The following is a 17677-nucleotide window of genomic DNA, read 5'->3' as shown; positions in this document are numbered from 1 at the left end:
TTAATTATCTAAATCGTGAGTCTCTATTCGTAATTCTTCTTTCATCACCCGAGTGGTTCCGTTTATAGTATACGCATAAGAAAGCAAAAAGACATTGTATGTTCTGCCAAAAATTGTCTCTGTTCTGAATAGATTAGGGTAAGTCGGATCGTTATCTAGTTGATTAACCTGGATATCCTTATAGGGTTTTATTAACACAGAATTGTCATCGCTAACCTCCAGTATGATCGCTGTTTTGCTGATATCTTCCACTTCGGACTCGAATGTTTCCGTACCAGCTATTACCCGCACGCTGTTGCGAGAAAGCGGGAACAATCTTTTGTTTGCTGCAGCCGGCATACCGTCTGCCGTTCCGATCATGGCGTAGGTATTTTCATTTGCCTGCGTGGCATAATCATTCTTAAGAATGACCTGATACAGAATGGTATTTTTTTTCGGGTTAATTTCAACGCCGGACGAGAGATCGGTTGCTTTTAATCCGATAAAATAAGTCGAATCTGGCGACAAGCCATCGGGGCGCAGCCTCACCATCGTACGCCCAGTACGTTCTCCTGCATTAATCTGGATTTTGTATTCTGGAATCTCATATCTGTCCGTAGACAACGCCCTCGCATATAAGCTTTCATCCGCATCAAAAAGTGCCCAGTTGTAGTTCTGCAACGGTTCGGGATCTTCTTCCAGCCCGATAACCAGATTGCTTCCCGTAGCATGCGTTCCTCCGGCAGAAGCAGCGATATATCCGATCACCTCTTCGCCTGTCAACGAGACAATTTCCGCAAACGTATTATGATAGTCACTACTAATTAAAGCAACCTCATTTTTGTACATTTCTTTTTCAAACAATTCGTTGTCTTTGCACGACGAGAGCACCGTACAAAGAGCAAGCATCGCTATATAACTCCTTTTCATTTTTTTCTTCTTTATGGTTTAACCTAGTAGCCCGGATTCTGATCGAGGGAGGGCAATCTTCTCATTTCTGCACGTGGTATCGGTACCCAAACAGACCGTTTATTGACTAACCTCGTGAGGAAAGAGGAAGTACCAGGGATGACGCGCTGGTAGTATGTCTCTCTGGTAGCTCCATCTGGGTTCATACCGCGTATTGGCTCACGCTCGGTTTCCTCATAAATCCCCCAGCGGCGCACATCGTAGAAACGTCTGTTTTCATACAGAAATTCAACCATGCGTTCCCGTTCAATCTGTTTTTGCATCTCTGTCGTACTGTTGAGCTGGTTGGCTGTTAATCCGGGTAGTCCTGCACGGTAACGCACGAGGTTGAACGACGCTTTAATCTCTTCTATGTCTCGACTAAGGGTATACTGTGTATTACCGAGCTGCACCGTATGGCTACCGGTCAAATTATTAAGTGCTTCCGCATAAGACAAGAGGATTTCGGCATAACGGATGATGGGGTAAGCTTTATCCAAATGTCGGGCACCGGTACCATTGAACGCATCCATATAATGGTTGAATTTCTTGATCACGTATCCGGTAAGCGGATAATTCGGAGAAGTAGCCGTAACACCACCCCTTCCATCCAAATCCTGGTAGTAGTATTTAGCCGTATGATTATTAGGTGACTGGCTGGATCCAGCCTGCCACACCGCTTCGTTGAAACCGATGGATGCGTAAAACCGCATTTCACGATTAGCATACATATTATACACGCCAGAATTGAGTGGATATCCCGAAAAGTTTCGAGGCGCCGTTGTAAAACCCGATTCGGAATAATAGCCATCATTGGCCGCCTCTTCTTTGGTACGGCCATCGTCCATCAGGTAGGCATCCACGACTTTCTGGGTAACGCTAAAACGTCCCCAACCACCAAGCGAAGGTGGCATAGACCCACGGCTAATGGCAGTGACCATATAAGATGTATTTCTACCCCAGATAAGCTCCGGATTCACAGCAGGTACTGCTTCTCCAGTAAATACATCCGAATAGGATCTAAACGCGTCAATGCCGCCAGCGCCATTCGGATAGGGATTATAAAAATTAGGGTCCGACGTTACGCCCGAAGGAAGAACCGGCGTCCTATCATCCGCTAGTACCGTATAGAGCCTGTACCGTCCCATATCGATCACTCTTTTAGCTGCTGCTGCTGCCACTGCCCACCGTCTTTCATCATATTGTTGAGATACATAATGTACATTATCCGTTTTCCGTCTCCAATTTCCAAAGTAGGATGCGGCGACTGGTCCGCCATTGAACAGCGGGCTGGCATGTATCAATCGTAAACGGGCTATCAGTCCATAGGCGGCACCTTGAGTGGGGCGTCCGAAATCTAGGATATTACCTTCAACCGGAAGCAGCTGCGCTGCTTTTTCCAGCTCCTCACAGGTGTATTCCATGGTTTCGTCGTAGGTACCTCTCGGACGATCATAGTATTCAATGGGTTCGTTGGTGTTGACCACTTCATCGCCCAGTAAGATGGCAGGACCGTAATCGACCAATATATTGTAGTAAGCATACGCGCGGATAAAACGTGTGTAGCCTTCAATCCGGATCCGATCCATATTGGTCATGTCTTCCGGGCGTTCCAAATTTTCTAGGATGAGGTTGCACTTTCGGATAATCTTATAGTAATTGTCCCATTGGTTAAGGTTGGGGTTGGAATCTCCGAAAAAGTCCGGTGTGATACGTCCGCTAGCAAAGTCCATTCCATAATAGACATTATTTGAACCGCCTCCTGTGAGTCCGTTAATAGCCTCATCGGTAGCCATAGGTCCAGGCGTATAGCCCAAGCGAATGGTGTTTGACTCGTCAGGAAACATCCCCGCAGCTCCCCACATATAGGCTTCCATATACCGAACATTGTTAAATACCTCGTCGATATTAAATTCATCGTCAAAGTAATCATCAATATTCAGATAATCCTTGCAGGATGACGCCATGACAATCAGCTGGACAATAATCGCTGCTCTCGTTATTTTTTTTATGATTGATGTTCTCATATCCTTCATTCTATCTGTATTAAAAGTTGACATACACTTGCAGTGAATAGGTGGATGGTATCGGGTATTTACGACCGTTCCAGGCGGCTTGTTCTGGATCAAAAATCTTCACATTATCCCAGATGTAGAGATTATTGCCTATAAATTGAAGATCCATAGATTTAAGACCATATCTTCGGAGAAATGCTGGACTTACATGGTAACTTAAAGTTACTTCCTGCAACCGTATATAGCGCGCATCTCCTTCCCAAAATGTGGATAACTGGGAATTATTGAGGTTGTTACCATATTGCAGGCGCGGAAAACGGGCATCAGGATTCTCCGCCAAAGACAGATCAATACCATGTTCCACGGCATAATCCCTAGGAATCCAGCGGTTTTTCGGATCGGCTACCGTCGTCAGCACGTTACCAAGCTCGCCTTCAAAAAATGGCATATAGCCCATTCCGTTCGTGATGTCTCGTTCAACACCATCCCAAGGAGCCCAGTCACTTCTATCTCTATGCTTTATAGACTGTCCTACATAGAAAAAGGATGTCTTTCCGGTCCCTTTAAACAACACCCCTAAACTTAGGTTTTTGTATCGGAATTCACCGCCGAAACCATACATCGTTAGGGGGTAGTTGCTGTGCGTCAACGGTACTTTATCCAACTGATCAATAATACCGTCCCCGTTTACATCCTTATATTTGATGTCACCAGGCATAACCACACCAAAAGTTTGCTGCGGACTGTATCGAATATCGTTTTCGTCTTTAAACAGTCCTACAGCTTGATAGCCGCGGATAGAATTGTGTGGATAACCGTTAAATTCCAAATAAGGGTATTCTAGATAAGCTTGTTCCCAGTTCTGAACTACGTTTTTGGAGTAGGTGAAGTTACCCCGCAATGTAAAACCGAAGTCGGGTGTAAGCTGCTTGTTATAGCTGATATTTCCATCAGCCCCCGAGCTTTTCATACGTCCTACATTGGCAAAGGGATTCGTGATTACCCCCACGTAACCCGGCACCTGTACCCGTTGTTGGAAGATTCCGTTTCGCTGGTCCTCAAAAAAGTCGATCACAAAATCTATCTTATCGTCAAAGAGCCTTCCCTCTATACCAATGTTCGATTTTATGGCGCGTTCCCATGCGAGATTATCCGCCCCAATACGGGTTTCCGTAATCGTTTCAATACCGCCTACACCCCAGGCGCTTCCAGTACCTTGGTCAACTTTCGTCAAGTAAGGAAACCGAACGGCGTTGGTGATTCTGTCATTACCCACCGTTCCATAAGATCCTCTGATCTTGAAATAGTTAAGCCAAGGCATTTTCTCTTGGACTGATTTATAGCTCGACGGTACCCAACCCAACGCGACCGACGGAAAGAAACCGTACTGTCTACCCGGTTGAAAGTTCTCGGAACCGGTATATCCAAAATTCACATCCAGCAAGTAGGTATCACGGAAACCATAAGTAAACCGGCTAGACACCCCTTGATAACGTAAAGGAATAGCGGATAGGTTGTTCGTAGCGTCTTTGGTATCTTTCGCATCTTGGACGTAATAATATAGCAACGCCGATGTCCGGTGATCTTCATTGAAAACCTGATCGTAGTTGACAACAGACTCCATAAAAAATTTGCGGTACTGGCGTGTTCGCTGTTCATACCATGCCGCCCGTTCCTGCACGACTTCCTGCATCATGAGATCACCGTTGTAATTTCTGCCCATGGCATAATAAAGCGCCGGTTGCACCGATCTTCGTTCTTTAAAATAACTATGGATATCATAAGCGCCCTGCACGCGGAACTTCAGTCCGTCCAGCACACTTGACAAATTCTGGTTGAGCGCAAGGGTCACTTTGCCCTTGTATATTTGTTCAGAGGCTTGCCCTGTGCGGTTGATCATCACGTAAGGCGATGATCGATCGTCTCCTCCCCGACCGGGTAACAGACCATTGGAGTATTGCGTAGGAATGGCCAACGGAGAGAGCCGTGATTGTGCTCCCCAAATATAATCCGTATTGGCGACGCCAGGCTGAGCCAACTCGGATAAAAAACCATCTGATCCCAGAAAGACATTCGTTGTAGGGGTCAGGTTGAGATCTAAGTTGACCCGATAATTGTAGGTGTTAAAGCCCACATTCGAGCTATACACGCTACTTTCGTCCACCTTGTAGGCAGCCGTTTCACTTTTACCACCCAAACTTAGAAAATAGCGGGCAATATCAGATCCCCCACGACCACTAACATAATAACTTTGGCGCCAGAAATTTTTATTGAGGATCTCGTCCTGCCAACTTACGTCTGGATACATATCCGGATCCAGACCGTCCCGGATAATCCCCATCTCGGTTTGATCGTACAGCGGTCCGGCACCTCGGACAATATTCGCCTCGTTAGCTAATTGCGCATAATCATATGCACGTAAATATTCAGGTAATCGATTGAGGTGGGATAAGGTTGAATTTGCACGTCCGGTTATCTGGATACGGTCTACGAGACCTCTCTTGGTCGTCACTAATACCACACCATTCGCACCACGCACCCCGTATACGGCGGTAGCCGACGCATCTTTCAGTATCGAGAAGCTCTCGACATCCGCCGGATCGATGGTATTCAAGTCGCCTTCCAGTCCATCGATAAGCACCAAGGCACTGCTGTTGGCACCGAATGTCCCAATACCACGCACCCAGAACTCCGCAAGATTCTGTCCCGGTTCACCGCTGCTTTGCAAGGAAATAACCCCCGCGGCCCTGCCTCCCAATAGATTGGCAATAGATGGAGCCGGAGATTGCAGATCCTTCACATCGACAGTCGTAATCGCACCCACTGAACTGATCTTCCGTTGTGCGGCACCCAAACCGACCACAACGACTTCTTCTATAGCGTCACTTTTTTGCGTAAAAGAAATGGTTAAATTGATATTCGTTTCAATGGCCAAATGTTCTACAGGTTCGTATCCTACATAACTGAATACAACCCTATCGCCATAAATTGCATTAATACTAAACTTTCCATCGTTATCGGTAGATGTACCGGCAGTAGGTTTGTCTTTGACATAAATTGATACACTGGATAAAGGTTCGCCATTTTCATTAACCGCGGTTCCGGCAATCGTCACTTCTTTCGTTTGCTGTGCAAATGCTGTCGTAAGCCATAGAAGCGGCAACATGCACAAAATCTGAATGATCTTCATTATAAATAGGTTTACTTTATTATTCAATAACTAGTTTACGTATACGTTTATTACCAAAGTCAGCGATATAGATATCGCCTTGCTCGTTGACGGCCACCCCCCAAGGTTCTCTGAACTGAGACTCTACGGGCCCGCCATCTCTGTAGCCGGCGTTGCCTGGCTGTCCCGCTACGGTCGTGACGATACCATCTGGTGATACCATACGAATACAATGGTTACCAAAGTCCGCGATAAACAGGTTTCCGTCATTGTCAAATTTGATATCTTTCGGTAAGTTAAACAGGGCTTCTGACAGCGAACCATCTCGAAAAGCGGATCCCCCAACAGCATTAACCCGTTTGAAACCTTCATTTATATGCTCCGGCCGCAGATCCAACATCATGAGACCTTGTCTATATTCATTCGGAACGGCATTTGAATGGAGTGTCATCCAAAGCTCCCACGGCCTGGCTGGATTGATCGCCTGCCCATATTGTGATCCGTACGGCCATTTTGATCCGGCATCTCTGGATCCATTATGTACAACGGACGCTTCGTATGTATCGGGATGAATTTTGACCACACTTCCATCGCGAGATCGAGTATAGAGCATACCATCATACGGAGAGAAAGAGACAAAGTTCATATATTGATCACCATTTGGAATACCATGGGGCGTTGCGAATTGTGTGTTACGCTGACGAGGATACCAAGCCTCCCGCGGATCAAAGGAGAAAAACACATCTACAACGGATTCGTGAGAAGCGGTTAGCACACCAGTCGCACGGTCTACAGTGAGACCATTGGCATATAAGACACGATCAGCCGTATTTTCTACATAATAAAGCGGCGTAACGATATTTTGCTGCTCGTTAACCCGTGCCACACCAAATGAACCACCATCCCGCCAAGACATAAAGATATTGCCTTCAGCATCCAGCTCTAAATATTTAGCACTAACCTGGGCCGCACTAAGCGTACCGGACTGAAAAGCAGGCTCACCATTTCCCGTGACTGTACTCACCTGTGCTTGGACGTGGTATGTAAACGAATTGTCGTAAATCACGGAGTCTTCTCCGATAACGACAGAAATACGCGGATCGTCTCCTGGTAAACGTGGGATAATAGCATAGATTCGTTCCCCACTGGAAGAAACGACCGAAGCCCGAGCGTTATTGAAATAAACCTTGATTTTGGAAGCATCCGTTCCAAAATTCTCTCCGTCTAGCAGAATTTTATCACGCGCGCCACCTTCCAATGGATAAAAAGAAGTTAAAGTAATTGGTCTAGACGGATCATAGTCCTTACCTACCGAAGCTTTATCTTCGTCTTTACAGGAGGAGGAAAACAGAATTAGTGGAATTAGGAAGCTTAAAATTCCTACTCTTGGTAAAGAGCATCCTTTCATAATTTTCATAACATCAATTTAATTTGTCAGTATTTATATACTCTATAATTTTCTTCCGTGCAAAAGTAGAGCGATGTTGTTAACTTAAGATTAACGCTACATCAACGATTAGTTAGCTTTTGCTTCTTTACAAGAACAAGGTAAAAATAGGAATCTTTTTCACAAAACGAAACAAAAAGAAATAAAAAATAAATTTTCGAATACATCAATCTCACAAACGAAGCCTTAAGCAGCCATTTTGCTTCGTTATATTCAAAACAACACGTTAAAGTTTTAGTATTTTTTTGTAACAGAATGTCAAAAAAAACAAAATAAAAAAGGAATATAAACGAAATTACAGTTTAAGGGACGTAAAAGGATGCTTAAGAAAGCCTCCACCCATAGAGAAGGTTAATAAAAAATTCTACGAACTTGAAGAGCTCTATCATCATATCCTCGTTTATTTTTTTAACAACGTAAGTTTTTAACGATAGATTTTCAAAACTAGATAAAGCAAAACGAAAAGAGACGCAATATGCGTCTCTTTAAAAGATTAATAAACAAAAGATAAGGAAGTCAGGATCTTTTTCACCGATCTTTCAAAATCAATAAGCCCCTCGCGCTCCTTATTAATAAAGTCGTTATCTTTCAGGTGGCCCACGACTTCTTCCATTTCCTCATAAGAATCATAGACCATCTGTTTAAATGGATTTTGATAATCCTTAGAACGTGACCCTTCAATCTCTGCAAAAATCCAACGACGGGTTTCCAACCCCTCCTCCAGGAGTTCTTTCATAAATTGCTCATCCCAAGACGACGGTATTCGACCTGTCACCTCGGCCAAAGAAGCAATTGCATGCTTAAATTTGTCATCTAAATATTGTTCGCTCCAAGTATGATAACACGTGTGTGCATCCTTCCAGGATAAAACATTACGGTCGCGAATATCTGTTAACAAGCTATCCAATTTTGCTTGTGGCACCAATTGACCTCCGATATTTTCAAATTGACTACGTGTTGTCGGAAAGGAACCAACAAGCGTGTACAAATCGGTAAACGATTTACTTTCCATGGACTCGATAAGCTGCGTCACCGCATAATAGCGAATCATCCGCTGGTACGTCGTGTACGCTTCTTTAGGCTTAGCCAACACCACCTTCCGTCTAGAAAACTCGACATTGTCTAATAAAACATCTTTTCCAGCAAGACGCTCCTCAGACAATAAAATACTTCTTCCCAAAGCTTGTATTTCCGTCTCCGTGTTTTCATCACGATAGGCTTTACCAACTGCTTTCTCGATCTCGGCTAAAGCCACGAACATCTCATTCACGGTATCTGGCGCCAATACATCATACTCAATATATTGGTTCTTGAATTTCCGTTTGTCACGCGATTGGAACTTCGATGTATTGCGCATCATGGCATACATATTATATAAAAACCAGTATGCCGGCAATACAATCAAACGATTAGTAGCCGCTTCATTGCTTACCAAACAGAAAGGAAACCGTATATTCAATTCATGCAAAAAGTCTCCTTTCACAATAAGCGTATACGATGCAAAGCGGGAATTGTGCTTAAGACTTACGCATAAACCTGGCCAAAACCCACGCCCGGCAATGATTTCGCCATCTGCTGCCCGCGAGTTATGGTTAGATCCCACCGTGGCCCCCGCCGCCATATTACTCTGCCCCTTCACAAGTGCTGCACAAAGAAAAGAATTATTATGATGTTGTTCGTGTGCGGGAAAAATCAATGAATTTAGAACCTCACAGCAGGAAATAGTGGAGTTATCTCCTAAAAACGAGTTAATCAATCTTGCGCCATATTTCAGTTGGGAATTTGAAGACAAGATAAAGCGGACGGCTTTTACTCCATAGAAAATACGACATCCATATCCTATAATCCCATTGACCAGCTCACATCCCTCTCCAATTTGTGTATACGACTCCGCCGACGAATTAATGGTTAGGTTTTTCAGCTTATTTACTCCCTTTACATAAGCATGTGAACCCATTTTTATATCTTTAATAGTATGGGTATTTTTGACTACAGAATGATGACCAATCTCACTATAAAAACCATGATGAGGTGAGAATTGTGCTTCCATCATTTCTTGAAAACGAGTTTGCAATTCCTGATCATTTCTGTAGCGAGACCATAGGTAAACATCCCCCGCCTGCATACCATCAAAAGGTAATACGGAACGGCCTCCATTTTCATTACAGAGTTCGAGGCGAATTCGACGTTCCTCGACATCATCGGTTTTAAGAATGCCGTTCCCAAATTTGGCACTGCTACTGGTTTCCATTTCATTAATATTCGCCAACATCACTTCATCACCAATAATAAAATGGGCCATATACCGCACATTGTGAATAGCCACCGTACTTCCAAAATCACTGCTGATAATGGTGGAGTTGTATATGCCACAAGGCAGACGAAGATCCCGGAAATTAAGATAAACATCGTCCATATCACCAATACGTACAAGTCCGTAAAATTTGGAATGCTGAATCTGTTCAGGAAGAAACTTATCCGTGACCAACACATCATCCCAATTATGGGAATGGTTATCATTTTTGATTAAGATCTTAATCTCTTCTTGCGTTAAATTTCTAAATTTCCTATCGAAGCAGAACTGCTGATTACGGTAAAAGTACTCGTCATCATTTTGCAGGTAGGCTGGGGGAATAAAATGATACCCCAAGTCCGCCAGCTTTTCTTTTATTATCTTTGACATGCCTTCCTATTCAACAGTTACCGATTTCGCTAAATTTCTTGGTTTATCCACATCCAATCCTCTATTTACACCGATGTGATAGGACAAGAGCTGTAATGGAATAACAGATAAAATTGGCGCAATTATTTCATGGACTTGTGGAACAAACATCACATCATCCGCTAGGTCCGCCGCAACCTCATCACCGTGCGAAACCACGGCAATGACTTTACCTTTTCTCGCCTTTATTTCCTGAATATTGCTGATAATTTTTTCATGATAACTGTCTTTCGTCGCAACGAAAACAACCGGCAGTTGATCGTCTACCAATGCAATAGGCCCGTGTTTCATTTCTGCCGCCGGGTATCCCTCAGCATGAATATAGGAGACTTCCTTCAATTTTAAAGCACCTTCCAATGCAATTGGAAAATTATAGCCCCTACCCAAATAAAGAAAATCTCTTGCATCGCTATATTTCCTTGCAATCTCCTGAATAATAGCATCCTGATCTTCCAAAATTTCCTTTACATGCTCTGGAACTTTCGCCAAATCTGCAAGTAACTTATTAAATAACGTTGCCTCGATTGTTCCTTTCAATTGCGCAACTTTCAATGCGATTAAATAAAGTACAGCCAACTGCGCCGTAAATGCTTTGGTACTCGCCACACCTATCTCTGGCCCGGCGTGGGTGTAAGCACCTGCATCAGCGATTCGAGCGATAGACGACCCAACCACATTCACTAGGCCGAAAATCGTAGCCCCTTGTTTTTTTGCATTTTCCAATGCAACTAAGGTGTCCGCTGTTTCACCACTTTGAGAAATAGCGATGATCACATCTTGATCTGTTATGATGGGATTTCTATACCGGAACTCCGAAGCATATTCCACCTCGACATTGATGCGACATAATTCTTCTATTACGTATTCGGCCAATAGACCAGCGTGCCAGCTTGTTCCACATGCGACAATTATGACGCGGTTTGCTTTCAATAACTTGTCGGCAATTTTATCCACGCCACTTAATGTAATAGATTGTTGTTCGGCATCCATACGACCGCGCAAAGAATCAAAAATAGTTTGCGGTTGTTCAAATATTTCTTTCAGCATAAAATGGTCGAAACCACCTTTTTCAATTGATGCCAATTCGATGTCCAGTTTCTGCACAAAGGGCGTTATGCGTTCGTTTCCGAGATTTTTTAGGACCAGTTCATCCGGACGTACAATCGCTAGCTCGTAATCATTAATATAGACAACCTCTTTCGTATAAGCCAACATAGGTGAAGCATCAGATCCTAGATAATGCGCATTATCACCGATACCAATAACCAGCGGACTTCCTTTTCGAGCAGCAATAATGGTATCTGGCAAATCTTTGTCCAACAATAAAATCACATACGCTCCTACGACTCTCTTCAACGCGATTCTGACGGCTTCTTCCAACGAACATTCGTTGTTAATTTTAATATCTTCAATAAAATTAACAAGTACTTCAGAATCCGTATCGCTCTTAAATGTATACCCCTTTTGAAGAAGTTCATTTTTTAGCTGCGCATAGTTTTCAATGATACCATTGTGTATCATGGCAATATCTCCTGAGTTAGAAGAATGAGGATGGGCATTTCTATCAGAGGGTTCGCCGTGCGTCGCCCACCGTGTATGTCCAATACCTATAGTCGCCTGAATATTCTTTCCGTAAACCGACCCCTCCAACGCAGATACCTTACCTTCTTTTTTATAAACTTCAATTGAATTCCCGGTATGTAACGCTACACCTGCGCTATCGTAACCTCTGTATTCCAATTTTTTTAATCCGTCAATAAGTACCGGATATGCTAGGTTGCTACCTACGTAACCAACGATTCCACACATAATTTTTTATTTTTTTAATTTCCTTTTAATGGCGATGAAGCTTGCATGGATTGTTCACATTCACAGCAGAATATAGACAACCCCATCCAGGTTTCCATAGTTTTAATTTAAATCGGTCGTAAATATAAAAAAATTAGAAACGCAATCGATTGATTAACGATTTTTTAACAGGAAAATATACAAAACGTAGCATTACCACTTCCATATTTACCGCAAAACACCCATTCCCTCACCATTCCAATCTGGGAAAAGTTCATTTTTATTTTTTATCCGAAGATGTTTATCGGCAACTTCCGAAAACACCGTTCTAAAGTCTGTCGTAACAGGTAAATCCCGTCCATCTTCCAAATTCTCTTTTGCCAAAGCGTCAACTATACCATGCACTTTACCTCCATCTACATGATTGCCTAAGATAAAATTGCAGGATGCTCTTCCATGATCTGTACCATTGGTACCATTTTGATGTACCGTCCGACCAAATTCCGTCATGGTCATCACCAATACATCATCTTGATAGGCTTCTATATCGTTCCAAAAAGCCATAATAGCATGAGACAAGTCTCCTACATTCCGGGCAAATATCCCTGTTTCCTTACCTTGATTAAAATGTGTGTCCCATCCATTAGATTCTGTGAAGGCAACTTCCAATCCGACATCCATCTTAATAAGTTGGGCTATCTGTTTCAGTGAATTTCCCAAACCACTAGTCGGATACACTGCATCATTAGCGGGTTTGTAATGCTTAGCCAGATTACTTTGCAATAGCTTCATCGCTTCAAAACTTTCTTTTCCTGTATCACGCAATAAGTCATTGGTCGCTTTGTCATACAGGTCTTCAAAACTCTTGGCATTTTGATTGACTAAGGCGGTGTTTCCTTGGATTTTAAATGTTTTTAAGTCACTGATGGCTAACGCTTCTTGTTCTCCATACAACGATCGGGGAAGTGCTGGTGTTACGCTTACGGCGGAAAACGGTGTTCTGATATTGTCGTGTCCTAGCAACCCCACCGCTCGATTTAACCAACCGCTACTTGTATTTTTCTGAAAGGGTGTACCCGATTCCATATAGTCTTGCGCATCGAAATGAGATCTTGTTGTATTGGGAGATCCAATTCCATGGACAATAGCCAATCGTTTATCTCTAAACACCGGTTCAAACGCTTTCATGCTCGGATGTAAACCGAAGCGTCCATCTAAATCTATCAATGGATTCTCCGATGCTTTTTGTACCACGTCCATAAACAACGTAGGTCGAGCTTCTCTAAAGTAGACATCTTCAAAAGGACTCACAGCCATTAAACCATCCATCGCTCCTCGTTGGAATATACAGACAATCACCCGTCTTTTGCTATAAAGTGGATTATTCTTTTCCCTTGCCACCGCCTCCGCTACAAAAGCAGGAACTCCACCCATCAGACCTATTCCCAACAAGCCTAATCCGGAAGATTTTAAAAATGCTCTGCGTGTATACATCGTTAACGTCTTTGAAACTCCGGAGACCCAATAATGAGACCAACCACCTGTGCCAGCATCGCATTGTTTGATTTACTGTTTCTGTTGTTTATTTTCCTGGTGTTGACAGCCAGCATGTCCTCGTCTTGTCCATGACGATCACCACCAGACGACTTTGCTACTTTTTTCTGCAAATTTTGCGTCGTCAAAAGCGGCGAAAGTCTATTTTTCAATGTGATAATATCTGTTGTGGGCAACAGTAGCTTTGCATAGACATCCAATGCGTGTTCCGGGCTTTCCGGTTCATGATGCCTTGTCAGTTCCAAAAGGTCTATATTTATACCTGACGCTTTATTGGAAGCAAAGGACAATCCAAAATTCATTCTGTTCAATAGCGAGCCCGTATTGATCCAATAACTTGACTTATCAGGAAAACCTGTAGGGGCGATATAATAGTATTTCTTTTCCCCCATCCTCGTAACCCAGTTAATCAAACGATTGGGATTTTCGACTTGAGCATCTAAAGCCCTAACGCTGCTAATGGCCAATTCAAAAGGGGTTTTCACCTTACTATATACATTATCCCGATGCCAAAACGCCGGGGAATAAACCATTGCCGTCAAAATTTTCTTAATATCGCCTTCAGATGCTAAAAAAGCATTCGCCATGTTCTCTATCAAAGCTTCTTGGGGTGTATCGCTGACAAAACGAACGGCTATCTTCTTGGAAACAAAACGGGCGGTCTGTGGTCTAGAAGACAGATAGAAGATCAGCTCAACGCCCTCTTCATACCCGTTGTTTTCAAAATCTTTTCCCAGCACCGTTTTCTGTCGCTTATCGTGCCTATTTGCTGCAAAGACAAAATCCTCTTCAATTAAACTTTGACGTTGTACTTCATTTCCCTTGGTGATTTGCTTAATCAAGTTTTGATTTCCATATCCATTCAAGGGATAGATGGTCCAGCCCGTCAATATACGCGCTGCTTCCGAAACATCTTTTTGTGTATAACCACCGTCTACGCCCAATGTATGTAACTCCAGAAGTTCCCGCGCATAGTTTTCATTAATCCCTATTTTATTTTTTGCATTAGGCCGTTCGGCTACACTAGAGGCATTGTCTAAGTAAAGCAGCATCGCTGGTGATTTAGCTGTTGCCAACAAAAGTTCATCAAATTTACCCAAAGCCCTCGGACGAATAACATGATTCTCATAGGAAGGGATAAAAGGGGCTGATTGCGGCTTGGTAAACGATACATTGAAATGGTTGAACCAGAAATCTGTCATGACTTCTTGCAATTGATTAGCAGAGAATGCTGCTCGAAGTACTTTTGCAGCAATAAATTTTCTATAGAGTTCTTGCTCCGGTTTAAACCCTTTTTCCGCTAGATAATTTTTATATGCTTCTTTAAAAAAGGCACTTCCATTAAGGACCGAATCTTTCGGAATATATCCCTCATTAATCATCATTCTTCTGACGCGCGTATTTCGAGGATACTTCTCAGCCAGTGTTTTATTATCCAACATCGCGTCTGCATACGGTTCCAGCATTTCAACTAATTCCTTATCCGTTGCTTTTCCCCGCAATTGCCTAAAAAACCATCTTTCCAATCCCTCCTTTTGAATTTGCCGTACGTCGTTGACATTATAGCCATAGGTAAATCTGCTTAGCAGGTGTATCGCCGCTTCCTCTTCACTTAAGCCCGCTGCCTTATATGGAAAAACCTCCGGATTTTTTTGCGCATAAGAAAAACACAATCCTAAAAAGAATAGAAAAAATACGCTTATTTTTTTTCCTTGATATAACATAACATCATTTGCCCGTTTATAGAGAAATCCACCCAACAACCTAGCATTCAACCTCCTATATTGTATTAAAGTTAGTGTTTTTTTTAAAATTAGGAATAGTAATCCGTTTTTATTTTTGACAAATTCGCTATGCTGTCGTGCCATCCCGTATACACTTTTTCACATAACGTATTACTTGTGGCCTCTACAGTATACTATTTACCTTATCACGTATACACTTGAGCGCGTAAGGTATTGGTTTTGACATGTATGGTATCCGTTTTGGTTCATCTGCTATACGAGTTGACTCAGCCAGTATACCCTTTACCGCCGAATGTATTATTTTTGACGCATTCGGTATACGGGTTGTTACATCACGTTTACATTTTAGCATATAAGGTATTCGTTTGGGCTCATCCGGTATACCGTTCGTTACGTCAGGTACACACGTTGGCTCATCAGGTATAACATTTGGCTCATTACGTATACCTTTCGGTAAGTATATACTCACCACAAAAAGAGCCTTTAGCCGCGTTAAACCAATGTTTTTATCCAATTTTAGGCAAAGGTGACTAAAACGGTCAACAAAAAGTACACCGCTGCGGAAAAATTGGCGCGGAGAGTCCCCAAATTAAGGAAGCACGTGTTGTATATTTACTTTTTATTTTCCCTAACGTTCAATCTCGAGTGTTTATACCCGTATATAAAATAGAGTACCAGCCCCACGGCCAACCATACCAAAAATATAATCCAATTGCTTGCTCCGAGCTGACTCATTAGGTAAAGATTAATTAAAATCCCTGTAACAGGCAACAAGGAAAATTTATATTTATATCCCATCACAGCGAGTATTACCCAAACCAACCAAAAAATCAAGATGAGGGATTTGTGCTCTGCTATCTCCAGCCAAGGCATCTCTCTCCATTCCTGTATCGCATCCTGCCCATAACGATATAGGAAAATCCAAGCGACAACAAATCCCAGCCCGATTAAGTATTTACCATTTATATAAGGCACTCTGAATTTAGATTTCGCCGATAACCCGGTATAATCCATGTACAGTACACCAGCACATACCAAGATGAAAGCGAAAAATGTTCCGACACTCGTCAAATCGACAAAAAAGTCCATTTTAAAAAACAACGATGGAACTGCCACTACAACGCCAGTTACAATAGTTGCAAAAGACGGTGTCTTGTATTTTGGGTGTACTCGAGCAAATTTTTTCCATAGCAAACCGTCGCGGCTCATTGTCATCCAGATTCGCGGTTGTGCCAATTGATACACGACCAAAGCACTTGTTATAGCTACAACAGAGGTAACCGACACAATACCCGCCATATGATCGAAGCCTACGTACTTAAAAACAAACGCCAAGGGATCTTTCACATTCAGCTCTGTATAGTTTACCATACCTGTCAAAACCAAGGCAATGGCGACATATAACAGGGTGCATATCACCAAACATATTATCATCGCACGAGGCAAATCACGTTGTGGATTTTTACATTCCTCTGCCGTCGTGGATATAGAATCAAAGCCAATAAAAGCAAAGAATACCGCTGCGACAGACCCCATCACACCCGGAATACCATTAGGCATAAAGGGTGTCCAATTCTCAGGTTTAACAAAGAAAACCCCTCCGGCAATAACCAATAAGATAATCCCAACTTTAACAGCAACCATAATATTACTTGCCCGCTGCGATTCTCTAATGCCAATATATACCAACCAGGTAACAAGCACCGTTATTAAACCCGCAGGTAAATCAAAAATAATCGGAATACTCCCCACCCGTGGCGCAGACATATAGGCGTGGAGCCCCACCTTATCCGACGCACTGAGCGCATTCATCCCTTGCGAAAGAAACTTTTCATACGCATCCGTGGCATATCCAGGAGCCATCGTCAACCACTTTGGAATATACACTCCAAAACCTTCTAACATGGACACAAAATATTGAGACCAAGAAATCGCGACGACCGTATTAGAAACGGCATATTCTAAAACGAGAGCCCAACCAATAATCCAAGCAAAGAGTTCTCCAAAGGTGACGTAAGCATATGTATAAGCGCTGCCAGACACCGGAACAGTACTGGCAAATTGTGCATAGGCCAGCGCGGTGAATACGCAAGCGAAGGCTACAAAAATAAAAAGTAAAGAGATAGCGGGACCTCCCTCATAACTCGCTAGACCAATGGTACTAAATATTCCAGCACCCACTATTGCCGCAATTCCCAATGACACGAGATCACGAACACCTAAAACTTTAGCAAGTCCCGTCCCCTGTTGAGCATCTGCAACGATCTGGTCGACACTCTTCTTTCGGAAAAGTTTATTTATCATATATGC

Annotated in this window: 9 protein-coding genes; all 9 read right to left on the bottom strand. The window is 42.9% G+C overall.

Going from position 1 to position 17677, the window contains the following annotated elements; all coding sequences use genetic code 11:
- A complete protein-coding gene (locus H8B17_RS16960; RefSeq protein ID WP_190310409.1) occupies nucleotides 1–909 on the bottom strand; it encodes a BT_3044 domain-containing protein in 909 nt (302 codons plus the stop codon).
- A 23-nt stretch (nucleotides 910–932) separates the two neighbouring features.
- Entirely contained in the window at nucleotides 933–2954 is a 2022-nt protein-coding gene (locus H8B17_RS16955) for a RagB/SusD family nutrient uptake outer membrane protein (protein WP_190310408.1), read from the bottom strand.
- 19 nt (nucleotides 2955–2973) lie between these two features.
- Complete coding sequence (locus tag H8B17_RS16950; protein WP_190310407.1) at nucleotides 2974–6132, bottom strand: SusC/RagA family TonB-linked outer membrane protein; 3159 nt, start codon at nucleotides 6130–6132, stop codon at nucleotides 2974–2976.
- 19 nt (nucleotides 6133–6151) lie between these two features.
- Nucleotides 6152–7528: an IPT/TIG domain-containing protein gene (locus tag H8B17_RS16945; protein WP_223816644.1), complete on the bottom strand. Its 1377-nt coding sequence runs from the start codon at nucleotides 7526–7528 to the stop codon at nucleotides 6152–6154.
- 523 nt (nucleotides 7529–8051) lie between these two features.
- On the bottom strand, nucleotides 8052–10241 hold the full coding sequence (locus H8B17_RS16940) for a DUF4954 family protein (protein WP_190310406.1): 2190 nt from the start codon (nucleotides 10239–10241) through the stop codon (nucleotides 8052–8054).
- A 6-nt stretch (nucleotides 10242–10247) separates the two neighbouring features.
- On the bottom strand, nucleotides 10248–12089 hold the full coding sequence (glmS, locus tag H8B17_RS16935) for a glutamine--fructose-6-phosphate transaminase (isomerizing) (RefSeq protein ID WP_190310405.1): 1842 nt from the start codon (nucleotides 12087–12089) through the stop codon (nucleotides 10248–10250).
- A 207-nt stretch (nucleotides 12090–12296) separates the two neighbouring features.
- Entirely contained in the window at nucleotides 12297–13562 is a 1266-nt protein-coding gene (locus H8B17_RS16930) for a DUF1501 domain-containing protein (RefSeq protein WP_190310404.1), read from the bottom strand.
- A gap of 2 nt (nucleotides 13563–13564) precedes the next feature.
- Nucleotides 13565–15346 carry a DUF1800 domain-containing protein gene (locus H8B17_RS16925; protein ID WP_190310403.1) on the bottom strand — a complete coding sequence of 594 codons (1782 nt, stop codon included), beginning with the start codon at nucleotides 15344–15346 and terminating at the stop codon, nucleotides 13565–13567.
- Between the two features lie 633 nt (nucleotides 15347–15979).
- The gene (locus tag H8B17_RS16920) at nucleotides 15980–17671 is read right to left on the bottom strand and encodes an amino acid permease (protein WP_190310402.1); all 1692 of its coding nucleotides are present in this window, start codon (nucleotides 17669–17671) and stop codon (nucleotides 15980–15982) included.
- Between the last annotated feature and the right edge of the window lie 6 nt (nucleotides 17672–17677).

This window comes from Sphingobacterium arenae (assembly GCF_014692505.1).
GTDB classification, from domain to species: Bacteria; Bacteroidota; Bacteroidia; order Sphingobacteriales; family Sphingobacteriaceae; genus Sphingobacterium; species Sphingobacterium arenae.
This window is presented reverse-complemented; position numbering and strand designations above follow the sequence as displayed.